Origin of the sequence: Methylotuvimicrobium alcaliphilum 20Z (genome assembly GCF_000968535.2) — a bacterium.
Lineage (GTDB): Bacteria > Pseudomonadota > Gammaproteobacteria > Methylococcales > Methylomonadaceae > Methylotuvimicrobium > Methylotuvimicrobium alcaliphilum.
In genome coordinates this window covers 2750489-2771975 of record NC_016112.1, presented here as the reverse complement: position 1 = coordinate 2771975, position 21487 = coordinate 2750489, and the positions used below count along the sequence as shown (strand labels likewise).

Here is a 21487-nt window from a genome sequence, read left to right as displayed (position 1 = left end):
GATAGAGCTGCAGGCCGGTTGTGACGAATAGTTAGTTCGTTTTCGGGTCCGAGCGCTCCCAGAATCGACTGGCGATTAAGGCATCGAGCAAATCTAATTGATCGCCGTAATGCTTAATCGCAACAATCGGAATCGGAGAGTCCATCATGATTTGCGATGTTGCACTGCCGAGTAGAATAGTCGCGGTGTTGCTTCGCCCGCGGGTACTCATTACGATCAAGTCGCCATCCAGTTCCTTGGCCCTATGCAGAATCGCGTTGCTCGGAATACTGCTTTCGACAAATTCCGGTTTTACGGTGATGCCGTGAGTTTCTATTTTAGCTAAAAACTCTTCGAAAGCTTGTTGTTCGTGCCACTTGACTTCATCGATATGTTCATCATAGCGAATCGTCGACGGATCGAAATAAACATGCAAGGCTGTAACTTCATTCAGGCCATGCAATTTAGCTATTGCAGTCGCATGAGATAAGCTATCGGCCGAAGGCTGCGAGAAATCCACCGGAGCGATAATGCGCTTGATATCCCGGCTCGTGCCTTCGGGAACCATCCAAACAGATGCCTTGGTTACCATTGCCAGACGGCGGCCCAACGAGCGTTGTCCGGTACGGTTTTTCCGGTGACCTAATAGGATCAGGTCCGAATTGGAGGCGACAGTATATTCAATCAACTTATCGAGACGCGATGGACCGCTCAGTACATGCGACATAAAAGTCACATGCTCGATATCGGTATCGAAATACTTCTCGACTTCGTCGCGTATACTTTGTTTGATCGATGCTTCTTGATTCGGTTTAATAGGTTGTTTTTGCGGAGGAATGACATGGACGAAATGAAATTCCTTGGCAATATCGCGTTCCGCCAATTTGGCGGCGTAATGCAGTAATTCCGCGTCTTCGGCGGTCATCGCCAAAGGAATCGTTACCCTGTTAAAACGGCCTGGGGCGGAAATAATGGCTTGATCCGCGCCGACCACCTCGGCAACGTGCTCTTCTTCGCGCTTGACGGGCTTGTCCAGAAATTTAAACAACAAGACATAAATAACCAATGCGGAAAGCACGCCGGTCAAAAAGTCGGTCATCGGCACCATTACCGCAGTGTAAATCATCAAGCCGGCATGGAATTTATTGTGCCCCAAAACTTCTTTCATTTCGGATGGTTTGACCATGTTGGTTGCCACCCACAATAAAATACCGCCGATGCAAGCCATGGGCACGGCTTCCAGATAGCTGGCGATGTAATAAGCCAACGCCAATTTGAGAACGGCTTTGAAATAACCGGCCAAAGGCGTCACCGCGCCGGCCTTGATGCTGGTCGCGGTTCTCGCCAAGGCGCCGGTGCAAGGAAAGCCGTTTACCATCGGGACCAGAACTTGTACCAAGCCTTGTCCCCAAAATTCCTTATCGGGATTGAACGGGGTTTTACGATTATCGGCAAGGCGGTCGGCCATCGACGAACACAGCAAACTTTCGACGCCCGATACGAAAACGATGGCTAGTGTGAAATAAACGATATCGACCATAACACCCGAAGTCATCGTCGGCATCACCGGCGGGGTAAAGACGAAGAAATTGTTGGGAATGGAACCGTAAATATCGCCGACTAAAATAATACCTTTATCTTTCAGCAGTGTCGCGGTCACGATAGTCGAGGCAGCGATTGCAATCAGCGGTGCCGGAATAAAAATCGAGATGCGCAGCAAAAACTTTGTCAGGACAAATGTACCCAAGCCTATTGCGACAGACCAGCCATTGATCATGTGGAGATTGTTAAACGCGGCTGCAATATTATGAGTCAAACCTCCGGTGATTCCCTCATCTTGGCCGAGCATATCCTTGAAGTTTTCCACGCCTAGGATATCTTCGACGTTGGTGAGCGCAATCACGATTGCGATGCCGACCGTAAAGCCGACGACAATCGAGTTCGGGACCAGCTTGGCGTATTTGCCGAGACCGAAGACGCCCATTAGCATCAGTATCACGCCGGCTATGATCGAGACTAATACGAGAAAGCCGTGGGCTTCCTGAGCGCTGCCCCCATTGGTTTCACCGTACTTCATCATCAGTGCGGCAATTAAGGGAATAAAGGCTGCGGTAGGGCCGTAAACTTGATATTTTGAGCCGCCCCAGGTTCGCCCGACTGCACAAGCTAACGCTCCGGCGATAATGCCTTGTTCGGGACGCAAGCCCATGGCCATTGCAAAGCCCATGGCCATCGGGATTGCTGTCAGTGCCACGATCAAGCCGGCGCTGAAATCTCGATAGGTCGTTTGCATCCAAGTGTCGCGGGTCAGGTCCTCCCAGCGACTGTCGAAAAATGTGTTAAATAGTCGTAAACGTTGCAAAATCATCGTTCATTTCCTCGTGATTTGGGACGTATTGTCCGCTCTATATTCATGCATATTGATAATCGTATTTGAATATCGGGTCAATTTCGGCATCCGGATAAATCGTCGCTAGCGAGTTTAATAAGCCGTTCTCCAGGCCATAGACCCAGCCGTGAATGACCGGTCGCTGCTCTTGATGCCAGGCTTGTTGAATGATCGATGTATGCGCGAGAGTTTGGACTTGCTCGAGAATATTGAGCTCAACCAGTCGATTAATGCGCTGTTCCTCGGAGGGAAGGCTGTCGATTTCATCTTTATGTAAGCGATAGATGCCTTTGATATGCATGAGCCATTTATTGGTTAGCACCAATTTTGGGTGTTGTTTGGATAAAGCGGCTTTAACTCCGCCGCAGTTGTAATGACCGCAAACGATAATGTGCTTGACTTTCAACACAGCTACCGCATATTGCAAGACGCTTAAGCAGTTGAAGTCGGTCGCCACCATCTGATTGGCAATGTTGCGATGAATGAATATTTCGCCGGGTTCGGCATTTACGATGAGTTCCGCCGGAACACGGCTATCCGAACATCCGATCCAAAGGAATTCGGGTTTTTGCTCTTTTGCAAGATGTTTAAAAAAATTGGGGTCTATGCTTTGCTTGTCAGAGGCCCATTTTTTGTTTTCCATTAACAGCTTTTCGAATGATTTCATAGTTTCCGCCTTGCTGTTTGCAATTTTCTATAGTTAAAAATCGTAACGCTTCGAGCTGTTTAATCTGGATGTTATAGCTTATTGATTTGTCGGCTTTACAATATGGCAAGACAGATTTTCTTCATATACTCTTCACTGGTCTTCGTTTCGTTTTGTTCGAGGCGGTGACCTGCGAGTCCATGCTTTAGAGCTTTCAGAGGAGGTGCAACGGACGCTTAAATTCTTAAAGTTCGATACAGTGAAAAAGAATTTATATGTCAGTGAAACGCTTCCTGTTAAATCAATACACTAGACCAGTCCGGCAAAAAACCGAATTGTTACAAATTAATTTTGTTTGGTTTAAACCAATCGCATCAATTAGCGATTATCGAATCTAATGAGGACCGATAGTTTGGTTTGGAAGGTATTGTATCGACACTACCTTTCAAAATGCTTTCAATTCAACGATGTTTATTTTTAACCGGATTGTATACCCTTTGCTGGTCAAATTTCGGCGCCGGGGGGTCCGCGTCAAAGGACGCCGTGAACCCAGCACCTAAATTATCCAAGATAGTTAACCATAGCCAATGGGCTATGGAATTTAGGTGCTGGGTGAATACGCCCATGTAGGCTCTGTGACAGCATCCCTGCTGTCAAAGCCTTTGCCGAACACCCCGGCACCTCCATGCGTCAATGCCGAAATTTGAAGTGCGATGGGTATAACTATTTAGTCTGAGTATGCCGTTTGGTATCAGACATTGATTTCTGGTCCATTCTTACTTAATAATCGTTCAATTTTGTTAGGTATGGGGTATGCTTATTACAGAACGTTATACTCATAGTAGATCAAAATTCGGCACCGGGGTGTCCGTCGAAGGACGCCGTGAAAACGTCCATGTAGGCTCTACGCCAGATCCATGCTGGCAAAGCCTTTGTCGGACATCCCGGCGCCTCCTCGGGCGCTACCGAAATTTGAAGTGCGAAAGGTATATGAACTCAGTACCAAAGTTCCATAGCCTAACGTTCATGAAAGCCTGGCCATCGCCCCGGCAAATGAAAGCTCGCGGCGTGACGGAGGGTGCGGTTACTCGCTCGATAGGACGCCGTGAACCCAGCACCTGATTATCCAAGGCAGTTAACCATAGCCAACAGATTATGGAATTTAGGTGTTGGGTGAATACGTCTATGCAGGCTCGACGGCGGCTAGAACGCCAAGCTCCCATGGATGGGTTTACGGCGTTCCTCGACAGGCATACCCCACACCCTAAGATCGGCGAAAATGCTCAAACTGGGAATTGTTGCATTTTTACAGCAGATTTGTGCATATCGAAAAATTAGATAAGGACTTCGGATTTGCGAACTTTCACAGTAAATGAGTATTTAGATAATTTTAGGTGCGGGGTGAACCCGTCCATGAGGGGCTCTCTTTGCTCAACACGAACGAATTCCAAGCGCTCCGACTGATTTTTTAGGTTTATCGTTTTGTTTATGCTTTAACTATTATGAATATTTTATTGATCGAAGATGATTCCGTTCTTACCGATGGATTGATTCATACGCTTAAAAAAACCGGTTACGTTGTTACCGCCACCAAAAGCGGGCGTTATGCCGAGCAATTGGTAGAAGCACAAGATTTCGATTTGATTGTGCTCGACTTGGGGTTGCCCGATATGGACGGTTTAGAATTATTGCGCAAATTTCGTAACCGCAAGGTTTCATTGCCAATATTGATTTTGACGGCACGGGAAAGTATGAACGACCGCATCGAGGGTATTCGTCAAGGTGCGGACGACTATATGACCAAACCTTTCGAGCTAATGGAGTTGGAAGCGCGTATTCACGCTTTGATCAGGCGTTGTTATGGGGGCTTCAGCTATACCATCGAAGTGGGTCGTCTTTCGCTCGATACTCAAAATAACCAAGTTTCCGCGGATGGTCAGTTACTGGTGTTATCGGCTCGAGAAGCGGCGGTTCTCGAAATTTTGTTGTTACAAGCAGGCAAAGTGGTTTGCAAGGATCGTATCGCGCAGCGTTTGTCGGCGGACGGCGATGCATTGGCCGATAATGCGATCGAAGTATATGTACACCGCGTTCGAAAACGCATCGAACCTTACGACGCCGTTATACGGACAGTACGGGGTTTAGGTTACTTGCTGGAGACGGGTAGCGATGGAGCAAAATAGAACGCTAAGAACCGAAATACTGATTCGGTTAATCACGCCGGTTTTGCTGTTTGTCGTGTTTGAAGCCGTTAGTTCCTATTATGTAACGCGGCATTATGTCGATGAAGCTTACGATCGATGGCTATTGGATTCTGCAGGTTCTTTGGTGCAGGAAATCAAAGTGAATGATAATCTGATTGTTGCTGAATTGCCGCCAGCTGCTTTAACCATTTTTAAATGGGATGAATTAGACAAGACTTATTTTAAAATCATCGCTGAAAATCAAGGCATGATCGCCGGAGATAGCTTCGTTCCCGAGCCTTTCGATGAATCGACCGATTGGTCGAAGCCGGTTTTTTTCAATGATACGGTTCGAGGCGAGTCGGTACGAGGAGTCTCTATCCTTGTCGCGCGGGAAGACCTTCCGGAAATCGTATTCGTGCATGTTGCCGAGACGCTCAACAAGCGCCGCAACATGATGATGGATATTTTATTGGCCGATTTGATACCGCCGATTGTTTTAGCGATTTTTATTGGTTTTTATATGCGCAAGGCTGTTTATCGAGGCTTGAACCCTTTACGCGAATTGGCCGATGAAGTTGCCATGCGCTCCCCGAAAGACTTGAGCCCGATTCCTGAAGCACATGTTTTTGCCGAAGTGCGGATCTTGACCGATACCATTAATGGTTTGTTGAAGCGCTTGGACGGCGCGATCGCTTCTCAGCAACGCTTTATCGCCAATGCCGCGCATCAACTTCGCACGCCGCTGGCGGGGCTGAAATTGCAATCGGAAAGAGCGTTACGGGAAGATAACATGGTGGCAATGAAGCCGGCTTTACTGCAAATTCAAAGCAGTGCCGACAGAGTTTCTCATATCATCTCTCAGCTTTTGGCTTTAGCCAAGTCGGGTGCAATTGAAAGCGGGCTACTTTTGGCAAAGTTCGATCTATTGACGCTGGTGAGGGAAGTCAGTAGCGAATGGGTTCCTAAGGCCTTGCAAAATGATATCGAACTCAGTTTCGAAGGTCCTAAACAACCGGTTTATATCAATGGCAACGAAATTTTAATTCGCGAGTTGTTGGTCAATCTTCTCGATAACGCGATTTGTTACGGACGAGAGAACGGTAGCATAATCGTAAGGTTAAAGCCGGGTTCTTCGCCTACGTTGACTGTCGAGGACGATGGGCCGGGCATACCGGTATCCGAAATGGATAAAATCTTCGAGCGCTTTTATCGAATTCCGGGAAGTCCTGGGGATGGCTGCGGATTAGGACTTCCGATTGTCAAGGAAATTGCCGACTTACATCAAGCGGAGCTAGTTCTCGGCACTTCGCCAGGCAAGGGTGGGACGAAAGCCGATGTGGTGTTCAAGCAAACGTCGACTGAGAAGTAGGTTGATTTTTACGGATTAGGTTTATGCCAAGCAATGAATTGTTGGGCATAAACCTAAATTCGGTAGTTTAACCATGAAGCAGTTGACGTATTTTAAGAGATTATCTAAACATTCCTGCTAACCTCTTGCGTGAATGAAAGCTCTATATAAACGAATAACACGTTATTGTATTATACCCTTTGCTTGTCAAATTTCGGTGCCGGGGTGTCCGTTAAAGGACGCCGTAAATACGTCCATGTAGGCTCTATGATAGCATCCATGCTATCAAAGCCTTTGCCGAACACCCCGGCACCTCCATTGGCTAACCTGATTAGCAAGTTTCTTCAGCTAAAGCCCAAAAACCAGCATATCCCTAGCAGGACGGGGTTTGCAACCCCGTCCTAAACGTTTTGACTTTGGCCGAAGTCAGCCGAAATGTTTAGGGCAAACCGAAACGTTGGGGACGGGTTAAATAACCCGTCCCGCAGAAGGCATATTTTAGTTTTTTCGACTACGACTGGCCCCTGCTCGGACACTTGGCTTCGGCAAGCTGAGGCATCTTGCTAATCAGGTTGGCTAATGCCGAAATTTGAAGTGCGAAAGGTATAACTTCTTATTCTTCATGGTGAAATGCTACTTTAGAATAAACCTAAATGCGAGATTTTACTCACGAAGTATGTCAGCGTGAATTCGATGATTCTCTTCGATTGAATGACCTGCCGGAGGAATAATTGCCTGAATTGCCGCGGCTATTGTTACTGTTTGAGGATCGATAACGCGCACCTGTCGATGCGCCGCCTCTATCGCGGTTAACAGTCGTTGAGAAAGACGGACTCTGACGTCGGTTTTCGGATCTCGTTACGCGTCCGCTATTGGGGGTTCGGGTTCGTTGACGTTCTGGTGAAACAGCTGGAGACGATGGGCCGGATGAGCTGGCACGTCTATTTTGAAGAGTTGTCCCACTAGACATTTGACGCCGGGAATCTTGGTTTCGATTCGCTTCACGGTTAGAGGCGCTAGAGCGTCGTTGCGCAGGAAAATTCCCGGTTTTGCGGTTTGAAGAGATATCGGAGGTTGTTCGCCGCGAAGAAGATTCTCGGCGCCGCGCGTTGTCACGATTATAGCTACTGTTTTGCCCGCGAGTATTGCCGGATGAAGCGTTTTGAGCGGTGGAGCCGGAATTGCGCGAATTTAAATCGTTTGCCAAGCTGTTTGGCGAAATATTGCTGGATTGGCGCCAACGCTCTCTTGTTGATACTCTGCCGGTATCGGAGCGGTTATTTCTCCGTCCGGTGCTTTGGGTTGTTGATCGATTGTCATGACTTCGCGTGGCTGCATAACTGCTCCGGTCTCGATTGCGCCGGTCGGGTGGGGTTGGGGTTGTGCTATTAGCGCGCCAAGGCTCTCTTGTTGATACTCTGTCGGTGTCGGAGCGGTTATTTCTCCGTCCGGTGCTTTGGGCTGTTGATCGATTGTCATGACTTCGCGTGGCTGCATAACTGCTCCAGCCATGGTTGCGTCGCCCGGATTGAGGCCGCTTTATGTTATCGGTGCGATCGAACTTATTTCGGCCGGTATCGGCATAGCCGCTACCGGAACGTCTGGATGTTCCGAATTGCTGCTGCAGCGAATCATGACGATAGGCAACGCCTCGGCGGTGATTCGAATTATGCCGCCATCTAGGATAGTCGGCGTAACGGATATGTCTTCCTGAAACGAAATGCGGCCTGTGATAGTAGTTATGCCGGCGGTGTACAACTACGGTCTGGCGTCGATACCAGTCGAAACTGCTGAAGAAAAATCCCGGCGATACGAATACGCCTCGGCCCCATCCCCAATTAAAGCCCAAGTTTAAATGAATACCAGGCGGAGGGCCCCAGAAGGCTGGCGTATAGCCGGGCCACCACCATGAACCGTAAACGACCTGTGGGTTGTAATAAGGCACATAGACGACTTGAGGGTTGGCCGGTTCGATAACGATAACTTGATTTTCGCGTACGACTCGCGCATTGTCTGTCGAATTGAGATTTCCCGCCTCATAGGCTCGTTGCCGCAGGTTCTGAACGCTACCCATGACTTGCGCTTCTTGAAATAAAAACGCGTCGCCGAGCGCGCGCGTCCAATTCAGGTCTTCATTCATTCGGTCCAGGACACCCGGAAATGCAACCAAGGCTTTGACGCTGGGGTCCCAGGCTTGATGTTCGACGGCAGTTACAGCCTGTTCGCCTTCTAGGCCTGGATTGGCTGCTGACCAACGGGCCGCTTCGACAACTTCTAAAGGGTAGGTGGCCGCCACCAGTATTTGCGACAATAGTACGTCGGGATACAACGCGATCGGCGCCAGCATTTGATCGAGTTCGGCTTGGCTGAAAGCCGGATTCTCTTGTTGAGCGGATGCGGTCGGTATGTAAGACATCAACGCGACAAGCAGCATGATAATCGTTTTCATCGAATATACCTCCAGGCTTGGGCCTTGGCGGGTTAGGCAGGGAGGTATGTCATCGAAGGCGGTCGGTGTCGGACAATTTCCCCGTGTTTGGATAATTGTCGCATTTGACGCTTAATCTCTGCTGAATAAGGAGCGCAACCAAAGCCACAATTTTGTTCATTGGCGGGACGGGGTTTGCAACTCCGTCCCGCAGGAGAAAAATCTTTTGTGGGAGCGACGCCTTCGTCGCGATGTCGAGGCCGGCGTCGTTCAAGTTGTCGTTGTCTTTTTTCGAAGTCTGCAACCGTCCCGCAGAGAGCTATTTCGCCGCCGCTTCGGCTTTTACCCCAAAAAACAACGCATACAACACCGGCACGGCGATCAGGGTCAACACAGTCGCGAAGGCCAGGCCTCCCATGATCGTGACCGCCATGCTGGCAAAAAAGGCATCGGTTAACAATGGGATCATACCGAGTATCGTCGTGCCGGCGGCAAGGAATACTGGGCGTAGACGGCTAACGCCGGCGTCGACGATCGCGGCATGGCCGTGTTTGCCTTCGTCGATTTGCGCGTCGATTTCGTCGACCAGCACGATCGCATTTTTCATTAGCATGCCGGACAGGCTCAACAGGCCGAGTAGGGCCATGAAGCTGAACGGCTGATTGGAAATCAGCAGACCGATCACGACGCCGCAGACCGACATCGGCACGACCAGCCAGATGATCAGCGGTTGACGCACTTTGCCGAACAACAAAATACTGATGACTAGCATGACGACGAAGCCGACCGGTATCTGGGCGTTGAGCGCGGTTTGTGCGTCGGTCGAGCTTTCGTATTCGCCGCCCCATTCGAAGCGATAACCGGACGGTAGCGGAATGGCTTCGATTTGCGCGCGGATGCGGCGGAAGGCTTGATCGGCGGTCAGTTCCGGTAACGGGTCGGCCTGCGCGATCAATGTACGCACCCGGTTGCGCCGGTGTATTAAGGTATCCTCGCTGACCGTTTCGAAATGTTCGGCGATTTGCGCGATCGGGATATAAGATTGGTCGGCATTGCTCCAAACCAAGCGGTCGCGCAATTGTTTGGCATCGCGCCGCTCGGCATCCGGCGGGCGAACGACGATGGGGATTTGTTTGTCGTCCTCGCGGTAAGTACCGGCTTGGATGCCGGTGCTGGCGAATTGCAGGGCCTGCGCCAAGTCGCTCAAACCGATGCCGGCAATACGCGCGCGTTCGGGACTATAGACAGGTTTCATCACCAGTTCCTTTTGCCGCCAATTCGTGCGCAGATCGATGAGATTGCCGTCGGCGCGCATGATATCCAAAGCTTCGTTGCCGAGCCGGCGCAGCACGGCGGAGTCGGGACCTGAAAAACGCGCTTCGATTTTCGCGCCGCCGCCGGGACCGAACATCAGTCGTTCGGTGCGGATTTCGGCATTAGGATAGGCGGCGTTCAGTTCGTTTTTCAATTCCGCGGCCAAGGCGGGAATGGGGTCGAGGTTTTCTGTACGGACAATAAACAGTCCATAGGAGCTGTTCGGTTGTTCCGGCGCGTAAGTCAGCATATAGCGGCTGGCGCCGCGGCCGATGAAGCTTGCCACTGACACAACGTCCGGTTTGGCGCGGATAATTGCGTCGATTTCGCCGATATCGCGTTCGGTCGAGCGGATATCGCTGCCTTGCGGCAGTTGATAATGAATGTAGAACAACGGCGTGTTGGCGTCGGGAAAAAAGGCTTGCTTGACCAAGCCGAAACCGGCGAAGCAGGTCGCAGTCAAAAGGACCATGATCAAAGCGGTCAAGGCTCTGGCTTTTAAGGTAGCGGTTAGCGTTTTGCGGTAGGCTTGATAGACCCACGCACGGTAGGGGTCCTCACCGGTTTGCTCGACTTTCAAGAATAAATGACCGAACAAAGGAGTTACCGTGATCGCTAAGATCCAGCTTAACAGCAGCGACATCCCGATTACCGCAAACAGCGAAAACAAAAATTCGCCGGTGACGTCCGGCGACAGGCCTATGCCGGAAAAGGCCATGATGCCGATCACGGTCGCGCCGAGCAGCGGCAGTTGCGTGCGTTTGACCGATATGGTCGCGGCGTCCTTGCCGTTCATGCCGTGCTGCATGTTAATCAGCATGCCTTCGGCAACCACGATCGCGTTATCGACCAGCATGCCCATCGCGATAATCAACGCGCCGAGCGAAATGCGCTCCATGTCGATATGAAAAACGCGCATCAAAAACACCGTGCCGAGAACGGTCAGAAGCAACGTCGCGCCGACGATCAATCCGACTCGCCAGCCCATCATCAGACACAGCGACAGAATCACGATCGAGACCGATATGATTAGATTGACGATGAAGTCATCGATCGATTGGTCAACGACTTTGTGTTGCTCGTAAATCGGATGAATCTCGATCCCTAAAGGAATGCGCGGCGCCAGTTCGGCCAGGCGCGCCTCGACCGCCTGGCCGATCGTGACGATGTTGGCGTCGGTGACGCCAGAAATCGCCAACGTAAAGGCCGGCATGCCGTTGAAGTGCACGAGATGGTCCGGGATTTCGGTCGGTTCGCGGCGGATCTCGGCAAGATCGATCAAGCTGATTTGTTCCGTGCTTCCGGGACGACCGATGCGCAACGCTTCGATCGCGGGGACTGAATCGAAGCCGGCGGAAGTGGTAATGCGGATGCGCCGGTCGTCGATCGTGACCGCGCCGGCATCGGCGATCCTGTTTTCCGAAGAAATGGTATTTAAGACCTCAGCCATCGGTAGCCCGAAACGCGCGAGCCTGGCATTCGATACCTCGACATAGATGGTTTCGGTGCGCATGCCGGCGGTCTCGACTTTCGCTACATTGGTCACGGTCAGCAGCTCGCGGCGTAAAAATTTAGCCAGATCTAAAATTTCCCGATCCGAAAATCCCGGTGCGGTGATTGCATAAAAAATACCGAATACATCGCCGAAGTCGTCGTTGACGGTCGATGGGTTCGCGCCTTCCGGCAAGGTTTTTTGAGCATCGCCGACTTTGCGCCTCAGCTCGTCCCAGACCTGCGGCATCGTATTGCCATCGTAAGTGTCCTTGATTTCGACTTCGATTTCGGAAATGCCGGGTTTGGATCGCGAGGTGATGTGTTTGATTTGCGGTAATTGTTGAATCGCCGATTCCAAGGGTTCCGTGACTTCCAGTTCGACCTCTTCGGCCGTCGCGCCAGGATACGGCGTAATGACTAAGGCTTGTTTAATGGTAAAGGCAGGGTCTTCGAGGCGCCCGACCGTGGATAGGCCCCACAGGCCTCCAATCAGGCAAGTCAGGATGATCAGCCAGGTATTGACCGGGCGTTCGATGGCCGCGCGTGCGATATCGATAGACATGGCGATAGTCCTTAAAATCCGGTAAAAAGGCGTACCGTCATGCCGTCATGCAGCAAATGTCCGCCGGCCGTGACGATTTGTTCGCCGCCGCTCAAGCCTGATAATACCGGTACGCGGCTGGCTGCGACGGCGCCGATTTCGATAACGTGCGGCGAGACGGTTTCGGTCTGCGTATCAAATAGCCAAACTCGGGTCTTGCCATGTTCATCGGTATCGATCGCAGAGAGCGGGATCGTGATTTCGGTCGATCCGTTGACGAAAGGGCTGCCGACCGAGACGCTGACGGTCATGCCCGGTAATATCTTCATATCGTGCGGGCGTTGCAATTCCAGTGTCACTTCGTAGGTTTGCGCGACCGCATCGGCTTCAGTGGCATGTTCCAGATAGCGTAGCGGCAGGCGTTTACCGGGCTGACCCGGAAACTCCGCCTCGATACTCATTGCGTCGGCAAGGCCGATTAGTCTGATCAGGTCTTCCGGCACATTGATCTTGACGTGTAAAGCACTGACGTCCTGAAGTCTGACTACGGCTTGGTGCGGCGCAACATGGGTATGGATATCCATCAAGCGGCGCGTAATTAACGCATCGAATGGTGCGGCGATACGGGCATACGATAGGTTACGGCGGGCATTGTCCAGTGCAACTTGACGCAGTTTAAAGGCGGTTTCGGCTTCGTCCAGCATGACCTTCGGTATCGTATCCGAGGCTGCGAGATTGCGTTTGCGACCGAGATCGAGTTGTGCGAAGGCGTATTGTGTTTTGGCTTCTTGTTCGTTCAGGCGAAAATCGGTCGGATCAAGCGCAGCAATCAAGCCGCCCTTGGCGACCACGGTACCTTGTTGTACCGGCAATTCGGCCAGGCGTCCGCCGACTTGAAACGACAGGTCGACCGTTTTTAACGCGTCCACGCGGCCGACGAAGCGGCGCTGCGCAAGCGCCTCGGTAACCTTGACCGTTTCGATGCGCACGGTTCGGACGATTTCTTGTTCAGGTTCTCCGTCGTTATTGCCGCAGGCGCTGAGCAACGCCGTGATAACAAGTAATAAAACCGCATGTCCGGTCGATTTGGATTTCCCCATGTTACGATTCCTTTGCAAAGATAGGTAGAGTGTCAAGATAATGATTATACTCATCGTAGATCAAAATTCGGCACCAGGGGCCCGTCAAAGGACGCCGTGAATGTCGATTTTGCATTACGCCATGGATGGCGTGTATTAGGGCAATGCAGGAGCAATTGCCGAGGAGCAAAAATCGACCGAGCACCCCGGCGCCTCCTTAGGCACTGCCGAAATTTGAAGTGCGAAAGGTATATTTCGAGATGCGTTGGGCGGATTACAAAATCCCGAGCGCACGGCGCAAATTCAATTTCGCCAACGCCGCATCGTAACGGGCATTATTGAAGTTGTTGTGAGTTGTGATTCTGAGTTCTTCGGCCTTCAGCACTTCGGTCTGCGTGGATAAGCCCTGCCGATAGCGTTCGCGGTTGACCCGCAAATTTTCATCGGCTTGGGCGATCGCTTGTTGGCTGACCTCGATACGCTTTTCGGTTTCCTGAATATCCAGCCAGGCGCGCCGGACTTCAAGTCCGATCATGCTAGCCATGTCATCCCGCTGTGCCTGCAAGGCCAACGCTTGTCTGTTGAGCGATTGACTCTGATGGTGCGTGCCGCCGTCGAGTTTCCATTCCATGCCGACATTGACCATCCACATGCCTTCGAAGGCCATGTAACGGTTTTCCTGGTATTGATAGCCGCCGTTGACAGCGACTTGCGGTAATAGGCCGGATTGAATGCTTCTGGCTTGTTCTTGCAAGGCGGTAATTTGGCTGTTTAATGCGTTAAGTTCAGGGCGTTGGGCGAGTGCCTGGGTGGATAATTCGTCCGGTGCGCCGTCGGGGGAACTCGGAAAGCGTTCTTCCAGTTCGACAGGGTTATCGAGTCGGCGATTCAGTAACCGGTTGTATTGCGCTTTGGCGATATCAAGCCGATTGTCGTTTTGCACGACGAGTTGCCGGGCATTGGCGTATTCGACTTCGGCGGCCAGTCGGTCGTTTTTCGAAACCATGCCTTGGCTATGCAAGCGCTCAACATCGGCAGCGTTAGCTTTCAGCGTTTCGGCGTGACTTTCCGTTACTTGCAGCGCGCTTTGCGCACGTAATACTGCCAGAAAGGCTTCGGCTATCTGTAATTTAATCGTCAATGCGGTTGCGACTTCATTCTGCTGTGTCGCCGATAGGGCGGCTTCGGCCGCATCGATACCATGACTGATGCGCCCGCTAGTGAAGATCGGAACCGACGCAATCACTTCGGCTTGGCCGCTACCGGCTTGTGACATCGGAAATTGTGCGGCTTGACCTTCGATCTCGGTTTTCGCGGCGGGGGTTTCGCTCAATTGAGTGTAGCCCCCTTTGATGTTGAGCGATGGCAAACGTTGATTTTGCGCCGAGTATAGTTGTTGTTCGGATGCCTCGGTATCGGCCTTGGCCGATTTAATTAGGTGATTTTGATTCAATGCATGTTCGAAAGCTTCTTCAAGTGTTTCGGCTTGAGCGCAAAAAACCGGCAATATTGCCAACAATGCAATGTATTGTTTAATGCTAATCGGTCGCATTCAAAACACCTCGCAGGTAAAACTCAATAACTTGGTCGATCAAGAGACGTTTTTGTTCGGGGGAGGGCGGTGCACTGATGCCAAGCAAGCATTGAAAATGCAAATCGCCTTTGAGAAGGCTGAAAAAAGCATCGGCAGAAAATTTAATATCTGGAATATCAATGTGCCCGCTAGATTTTAAATTATGGAGATAATGCTCCAATTGGGTTAGTGCAATTTTAGGTGCGCTGTCGTAGACGACTTGACCAAGTTCAGGAAAGTCTCGGCATTCGGAGATTACGAGCCGGTATATCGCCAAGGCTTCCTCGGTATAGATTAAATCGATGAATGCTTCGGCAATTTGACGGAGATTTTTGTCGAGTTCATTCGACTCTGGGGTAATCTCAGTCATCGTGTCCAATAAGGATCGACATAATTCAGAAATGACCGCGGAAAAAAGCGCGTTTTTATTCTCGAAATGTTGGTATAGAGTCGCTTTGGAAACCGGGGCTTCTTTGGCGATTCTGTCCATGCTGACTTGATGGAAGCCATGTTTTAAAAACATGCGGGTCGCGCCTTCGATAATGGCTTCTCGTTTGGGTTCGCAAGATTCCGACGACATAGATAGACTGAAAATTAATTTGATTGCGGTGATACTAAACTAAACAGTTTAGTTTTAGAAGAGGATATTGTCGTCTTAGTGATGATTTTTTACCGTCGACATCCATGCCTATGGGGCACTGCATTAAATTAAGGATTTCCGTTAGACCTGGCCCTTCGGCTGCGCTTAAGAGAGTCTTGTCGAAGGGGAAAAAAGTCCGGGTCGATAAGTTAAGCCGCCCATGGTTCGACAGGCTCACCACGAACGACTTAACTTAATGGTATTGACGTTTGTGGATAGGTAAGACTAGTTTCTTATGCGCTTTTACGGTTTATTATGGCGAACTCATTTCTTTTAGAAATAATGCTAGATGTAGTCGATCCGGTATCTCTAATTTATTGAAAATAGAGGTTAAATGGGCTTTGACCGTTCTTTCGGATATGTTTAGCTTGGCTGCGATTGCTTTGTTGCTTTCTCCGGTTTTTATAAGCTCGGCAACATCTAATTCGCGTTTAGAAAGCAGGGTTAATTTATTTTCAATATCTTGTTGGTGATGTCGGTTTTTTCTTAAGTCTCCGCTTAACTCTGACAGCGCATTGATTAAACGAGGGATTAAATGTCTTTGTATCCAGATATCTCCTGTCAGTAGGTGGTTCGCAGCTTTCAGGAGTAATTGGTCGACGGTATCCATTTCGCAATAACCGGAGCATCCGGAAGCCAGGGCTTCGATTTGGTTGTCGTCGGACCAATTTTGGCCTATAACGAGTACTTTAAGATTTAGTTGCGCAAGCGAAACTAACGTGGAAAAATTCGAATCGAGAAGTTTCGCATCGATAACGACCAAGTTAATAGTCTCGTGAGTGGTATTTTCAGAAACTTTGTTCAGATCATGCAAAACTTTGGTTTTATGTTCCTTACTGAGGATGCTTGCCCAGCGTTCGGCTTGATTTGGAGTTTCGGATGAAATAATAATATGTGCCACTTTTGCCTGATTCCTTAACTAATCGCCGGCATAAGATTTGCCTATGTGATGGCTCGAGCGTTTAGGAGAGCTTACGATCGGCTTGGATGCTTGGATTAATTTGTTTCGATTATACCGGCGAATGACAATATAGGGTACGAGTTATGATTTCTTCATGCAATTCGATGGGTTAATTTTTATACCCATCGTAGATCAAAGTTCGGCACCGGGGTGATCGTCAAAGGACGCCGTGAACCCAGCACCTAAATTACCCAAGATAGTTAACCATTGCCAATGGGCTATGGAATTTAGGTGCTGGGTGAATACGTCCATGTAGGCTCTTTGCCAGCATTCATGCTGGCAAAGCCTATGCCGATCGCCCCGGCGCCTCCTTAAGCATCGCCGAAATTCGAACTGCGAAAGGTATGCTTTCTCAGTGATCGGTAATCGAAACATGACTCATTTAGATTGAAAGCGCTGTATCTTCAAGTCCTTCATGCTCTTCATGGTAAAAAAATGACATTTTTTGGAATCAGCATCCGTAGATTAGCTGGAATGTTTAGTTGATTTCTTGAAATGGTTCATTAACTTCATGTGCTTCATGGTTGATCTGCCAAATTTAAGATAAAACCTTACTTCCCGTCACTTACTACTGTGGTCTGCTTTGAATTCTAAATCGCTCAGTTTTCGTTTATTGGTTTCCGCCGGCGTCGTTTTGGCCTCGTTTTTTATATTGGTTGCCATCGTCTTGGAGCAAGGTTATCGTGAAAGTGCCGAGCAAACGCTCCGGGAAAACTTAAAAATTCAAGTTTACTCGCTGTTGTCGGCAGCTGAGTTGACTCGAGCCGGGCAAATCAAAATGCCTAAAGAGTTACGAGAGCCGCGCTTTTCTAATCCGGGTTCCGGTCTTTATGCTTGGATACAGCCGGTTGATGCGGACGTCGTGTGGTTTTCTCCTTCGGCAATCGGTTTGAACGCTTCTTCAGCGCCGGACATGGATTCTGGTCAATTTGTATTTTTGCTCGACGAACAAGGTCGTTATGTATTGCATTACAAAGTCATTTGGGAAAACGACCGGGGCAAGGAGCGCAAATATGTTTTCAGTGTGGCCGAGGAAAGTTTATTTGTCGCTAAGCAAGTCGATCGATTTAAAACTGCATTAGGTTCTTGGTTGTTGGCGATGGGCTTGATTTTAATTTTGATTCAATTTTTAGTATTGCGCTGGGGCTTAAGTCCGCTTCGTTTGATCGTGAGAGATCTGGAGTCGATCGAACGAGGAGAAAAGTCTCTTCTTGACGGTAGTTATGTGACCGAGTTGCGAGGATTGGCTGGAAATCTCAATGCGTTGATCAGCAGCGAGCGAGCGCATTTAGAGCGTTATCGTAATACGTTGGCCGATTTGGCGCATAGTTTAAAGACTCCGCTGGCTATTTTAAGGGGGAGTATTGATTCGCTGGTGTTGGATAAAAAAACTGTGCACGATCAGATTTCTCGTATGGACGAAATCGTTGAATATCAACTGCAACGTGCGGCGGCTAAGGGTGAAAAGAAGATAACCGGCACAATGGATGCCGCTATGGGGATTGATAAGATTATAGCGTCAATGAAAAAAGTACATGCCGATAAGCCAATTGTTTTTGAGATCAAAAAGCCCGATAAATTTAAGATTTATTGCGAACAAGGGGATTTTTATGAAATCGCCGGTAATTTAATCGATAATGCCTGCAAATGGTGCGATAAAAAAGTTAAGGTCAGTATTTTGAATAAAAATCAAATCAAGCAAGACGGTTTTTCATTTTTATTGCAAATCGAAGACGACGGTCCTGGGATTCCTATCGACCATCTGAACGATATTCTTAAAAGAGGTGTCCGGGCCGATCAAAATACCGATGGGCACGGGATAGGCATGGCGGTGGTCAATGAAATTATCGATTTGTTGGGAGGGCAATTGTTGGGCGATAAAAGCCAGAGTTTGGGCGGTATGCGCTGGAGGGTTTATTTGCCGTAAAATTTATACGTAGTTTTCAGTTAATAATTTATACTGTTAGCTAAACTTCTTTAAACAATTTCTATGTTTTTTGGCCAAAATTGAGCTTCTCCGGGGGAGGCATCGTATGAACGAACCTAAATTATCGTTTCCTAATGAATTAACTGAAAATGACAATGAACCGGAATGGAGCGGCGGGGTTTACTCGAGACTTAAAAAAGAGCCGCAAATGAATTGGGATAAAAATCCGGTCGATATTACGGAGTTTTTAAAAAAAGACCCGCCCGAATCGACAGTTGAGGCCAAATCGGTCGATTGGAAAGAATATGCCGTTCCCGAGATGAATGAAAAAGAAAAATTGCTGAACGAATTGCTGCTGGAAAAAGATAAAACCATTGCGGCTAAGGATGAAATTATCGATTTACAAAGGAAGTTGATCGAGCAATTGTTGAAAGACCGCTAAGTTTGCATCATTAACCTTCTTGGCGATAATGCTTTTTCGATAATTGAATGTGATGAAGGAATAGGGTGGCGAGACAAGTATACTCATCATAGATGAAAATTCGGCCTCGGGGTGCCCGTTAAAGGACGCTGTAAATACGTCCATGTAGGCTCTATGCCAGCTCCATGCTGGCAAAGCCTTTATGAACGCTATGGATGGCGTGAATGTCGATTTTGCATTACTCCACGGATGGCGTGTATTAGGGCAATGCAGGAGCAATTGCCGAGGAGCAAAAATCGACCTAGCACCCCGAGGCCTCCTCCGGCACTGCCGAAATTTGAAGTGCGAAAGGTATACATTGAATTTAGTTCGGCCAAGTAAAATAAATTCAAAATTACGGTTGAATTAAATGGGTGATTCAAGGATAATACTCCTTCTCAGCCAAGCAGGCTGTTAAGTAATTATGGTAACCGTGTCGGTCCTCTCGCAACGATACGCTGTAAACCCCGCCAGGCCCGGAAGGGAGCAACGGTAGCAGCAGATTCGTGTGCCGGGATGTGGCTGGCAAGGTTACCGCCCAATCTTAAAGTAACCTTCTCCCCGAGTCTGTAATGACTTACCAGGTTCTCGCCAGAAAATGGCGGCCTCATAATTTCTCCGAAATTGTTGGTCAAGAACATGTTGTCAAATCGCTGATCAATGCATTGCAACATGATCGTCTACATCATGCCTATTTATTCACCGGTACGCGCGGCGTGGGTAAAACCACGATAGCCCGAATTCTCGCCAAGGCCATCAACTGCGAAAACCTTCAAGGTCATAATCCTTGCGGCGAATGTAATGTCTGCATTCAACTCGACCAGGGCCGCTTTCTGGATTTAATCGAAGTCGATGCCGCTTCCCGAACCAAAGTCGAAGATACCCGAGATTTGCTCGAAAATGCGCAATATGCGCCGAATAGCGGTCGTTACAAAGTCTATCTGATCGACGAAGTCCATATGCTGTCGGGGCATAGCTTTAACGCCTTATTGAAAACGCTCGAAGAACCCCCGCCGCACGTCAAGTTTTTGCTGGCTACGACCGATCCCCATAAAATTCCGGTAACCGTACTATCCCGTTGCCTGCAGTTCAATTTGAAAAGAATGCTGCCGGAGCAGGTATTTAAGCAAATGGAATTTATTCTTCAGCAAGAAGGCATCGAGTCGGAATCGGCGGCGCTGAGATTGCTTGCGCGCGCGGCTGATGGGAGTATGCGTGACGGCTTGAGTTTGCTCGACCAAGCGATTGTTTACGGCAACGGTAAGGTTGGCCTCGACGATGTGTGTTTGATGCTTGGAACCATTGCACAACATCCCGTCAATGATTTGCTGACCGCCTTGGCGGCTGCCAATGCGCAGGAAATGCTTAAAGTGATCGGCGAAATGGCCGATTTGACTCCCGACTTCGGCGATGTATTGCAACAAATCTTGCAAGCATTGCACAGGATTGCGCTCTATCAAGCGGTGCCTGCCTCGATCGAACACGAGTTCGATGGAGAGATGATTGTCGAGTTGGCTAAACTGCTCAGCCCCGAGGATATTCAGCTTTATTATCAAATTGCATTGATCGGCCGGCGCGATTTAGATTTGGCTCCCGATCCTAAAAGCGGTTTTGAAATGGTCATGTTGAGGATGCTTGCCTTTAAGCCTTCCACGTTACAGACGCCAACTTCGTCGTCCCCGCAACCGGTAAATAGCGAGCCGGCAAAAAACACTACAAATAAATCCGTTGCATCGCTTAAGGGTGCCGAACACGCTATAAAACCCGCGGACGCTTTTGAGCCCGGTCCGTCCGGATCGGATACAAGCCAATGGGCCGACATGATAGCCGCGATGAGGATCGGTGGTATGACCCGCGAATTGGCGAATAATTGTGTGCTGCAAAGTATTGATGATAAAGTCTGTACATTGCTGCTCGACCCGGGGCATAAGCAATTAAGCGGCGCCCGAACGGTAGAGAAATTACAAAAATCGTTGCAAGACTTTTGCGGTAAACCGATAAAGCTGAACATTATTACCGAGAAAGCCGAAGTCGATACGCCCGCAGTGCAATTGCAAAAGGACCGAGAAGATTTACAGCGTTCGGCGGTCGAGGCTATCGAAAACGACGAGACGGTACACGCCCTTAAAGAACGATTCGACGCCAGAATTTTGCCCGGAACGATAGAACCGGTTGCTCAACAAGACAGGAGAAACACATGAAAAATGCCTTAGGCTCATTAATGCAACAAGCCCAAAAAGTGCAGGAAGAATTAAAAAAAGCCCAGGAAGAACTTGCGCTGATGCAAGTACAAGGCGAATCCGGCGGCGGTCTGGTAACGGTCGTGATGACCGGTAAAAGGGAAGTAAGAAAAATCAACATCGATGACTCGTTGGTCGGTGACGATAAGGATATGCTGGAAGATTTAGTGGCGGCAGCGGTTAATGATGCGGTCCACAAAGTCGCTAAAATGAAGGAAGAAAAAATGTCCGCTTTCACTTCCGGATTCCCGATGCCGCCCGGTTTTCAAATGCCGTTCTGAT

General features: G+C 49.3%; 14 protein-coding genes and 1 other RNA gene. 7 read left to right on the top strand and 8 right to left on the bottom strand.

Translation table 11 applies throughout. The features are described from left to right. Positions 1–31: 31 nt before the first annotated feature. Positions 32–2347 carry a SulP family inorganic anion transporter gene (locus tag MEALZ_RS11840; protein WP_014148879.1) on the bottom strand — a complete coding sequence of 772 codons (2316 nt, stop codon included), beginning with the start codon at positions 2345–2347 and terminating at the stop codon, positions 32–34. A 43-nt stretch (positions 2348–2390) separates the two neighbouring features. After that, complete coding sequence (can, locus tag MEALZ_RS11835) at positions 2391–3035, bottom strand: carbonate dehydratase (protein WP_014148878.1); 645 nt, start codon at positions 3033–3035, stop codon at positions 2391–2393. 1481 nt (positions 3036–4516) lie between these two features. Between can and MEALZ_RS11830 the strand changes: the two genes are divergently transcribed. Both MEALZ_RS11830 and MEALZ_RS11825 read left to right on the top strand, forming a co-directional pair. Beyond that, positions 4517–5197 (top strand): response regulator, encoded by a 681-nt coding sequence (locus tag MEALZ_RS11830; protein WP_014148876.1) that lies wholly within the window; start codon positions 4517–4519, stop codon positions 5195–5197. Continuing rightward, positions 5184–6569: a sensor histidine kinase gene (locus MEALZ_RS11825; protein WP_014148875.1), complete on the top strand. Its 1386-nt coding sequence runs from the start codon at positions 5184–5186 to the stop codon at positions 6567–6569. Before MEALZ_RS11830 ends, MEALZ_RS11825 begins: the two co-directional genes overlap by 14 nt. A 658-nt stretch (positions 6570–7227) precedes the next feature. On the opposite strand, the gene MEALZ_RS21020 is transcribed toward MEALZ_RS11825, so the two are convergent. From MEALZ_RS21020 to MEALZ_RS11790, 6 genes are all read right to left on the bottom strand, one after another. Further along, positions 7228–8997 carry a DUF3300 domain-containing protein gene (locus MEALZ_RS21020; RefSeq protein ID WP_052712525.1) on the bottom strand — a complete coding sequence of 590 codons (1770 nt, stop codon included), beginning with the start codon at positions 8995–8997 and terminating at the stop codon, positions 7228–7230. Between the two features lie 298 nt (positions 8998–9295). Beyond that, complete coding sequence (locus MEALZ_RS11810; protein ID WP_014148872.1) at positions 9296–12346, bottom strand: efflux RND transporter permease subunit; 3051 nt, start codon at positions 12344–12346, stop codon at positions 9296–9298. Positions 12347–12357: 11 nt separating this feature from the next. Next, a complete protein-coding gene (locus MEALZ_RS11805) occupies positions 12358–13425 on the bottom strand; it encodes an efflux RND transporter periplasmic adaptor subunit (RefSeq protein WP_014148871.1) in 1068 nt (355 codons plus the stop codon). A 253-nt stretch (positions 13426–13678) separates the two neighbouring features. Further along, positions 13679–14956: a TolC family protein gene (locus MEALZ_RS11800; protein ID WP_014148870.1), complete on the bottom strand. Its 1278-nt coding sequence runs from the start codon at positions 14954–14956 to the stop codon at positions 13679–13681. Beyond that, on the bottom strand, positions 14943–15557 hold the full coding sequence (locus MEALZ_RS11795) for a TetR/AcrR family transcriptional regulator (protein ID WP_014148869.1): 615 nt from the start codon (positions 15555–15557) through the stop codon (positions 14943–14945). Before MEALZ_RS11795 ends, MEALZ_RS11800 begins: the two co-directional genes overlap by 14 nt. A gap of 313 nt (positions 15558–15870) precedes the next feature. Further along, positions 15871–16518, bottom strand: coding sequence for a response regulator transcription factor (locus MEALZ_RS11790; protein WP_014148868.1), 648 nt, complete (start codon positions 16516–16518; stop codon positions 15871–15873). A gap of 643 nt (positions 16519–17161) precedes the next feature. Here MEALZ_RS11790 and MEALZ_RS11785 point away from each other — a divergent pair. The 5 genes from MEALZ_RS11785 (at position 17162) to MEALZ_RS11770 (ending at position 21486) form a co-directional block, all read left to right on the top strand. Continuing rightward, complete coding sequence (locus tag MEALZ_RS11785; RefSeq protein ID WP_014148867.1) at positions 17162–18505, top strand: ATP-binding protein; 1344 nt, start codon at positions 17162–17164, stop codon at positions 18503–18505. A gap of 106 nt (positions 18506–18611) precedes the next feature. Continuing rightward, positions 18612–18947, top strand: a complete 336-nt coding sequence (locus MEALZ_RS11780; RefSeq protein ID WP_014148866.1) for a hypothetical protein — start codon at positions 18612–18614, stop codon at positions 18945–18947. Positions 18948–19399: 452 nt separating this feature from the next. Continuing rightward, positions 19400–19496: signal recognition particle sRNA small type (ffs, locus tag MEALZ_RS21200), an RNA gene on the top strand. A gap of 41 nt (positions 19497–19537) precedes the next feature. Beyond that, complete coding sequence (dnaX, locus tag MEALZ_RS11775) at positions 19538–21166, top strand: DNA polymerase III subunit gamma/tau (protein WP_014148864.1); 1629 nt, start codon at positions 19538–19540, stop codon at positions 21164–21166. Further along, a complete protein-coding gene (locus MEALZ_RS11770; protein WP_014148863.1) occupies positions 21163–21486 on the top strand; it encodes a YbaB/EbfC family nucleoid-associated protein in 324 nt (107 codons plus the stop codon). Before dnaX ends, MEALZ_RS11770 begins: the two co-directional genes overlap by 4 nt. The last annotated feature ends 1 nt before the right edge of the window (position 21487 follow it).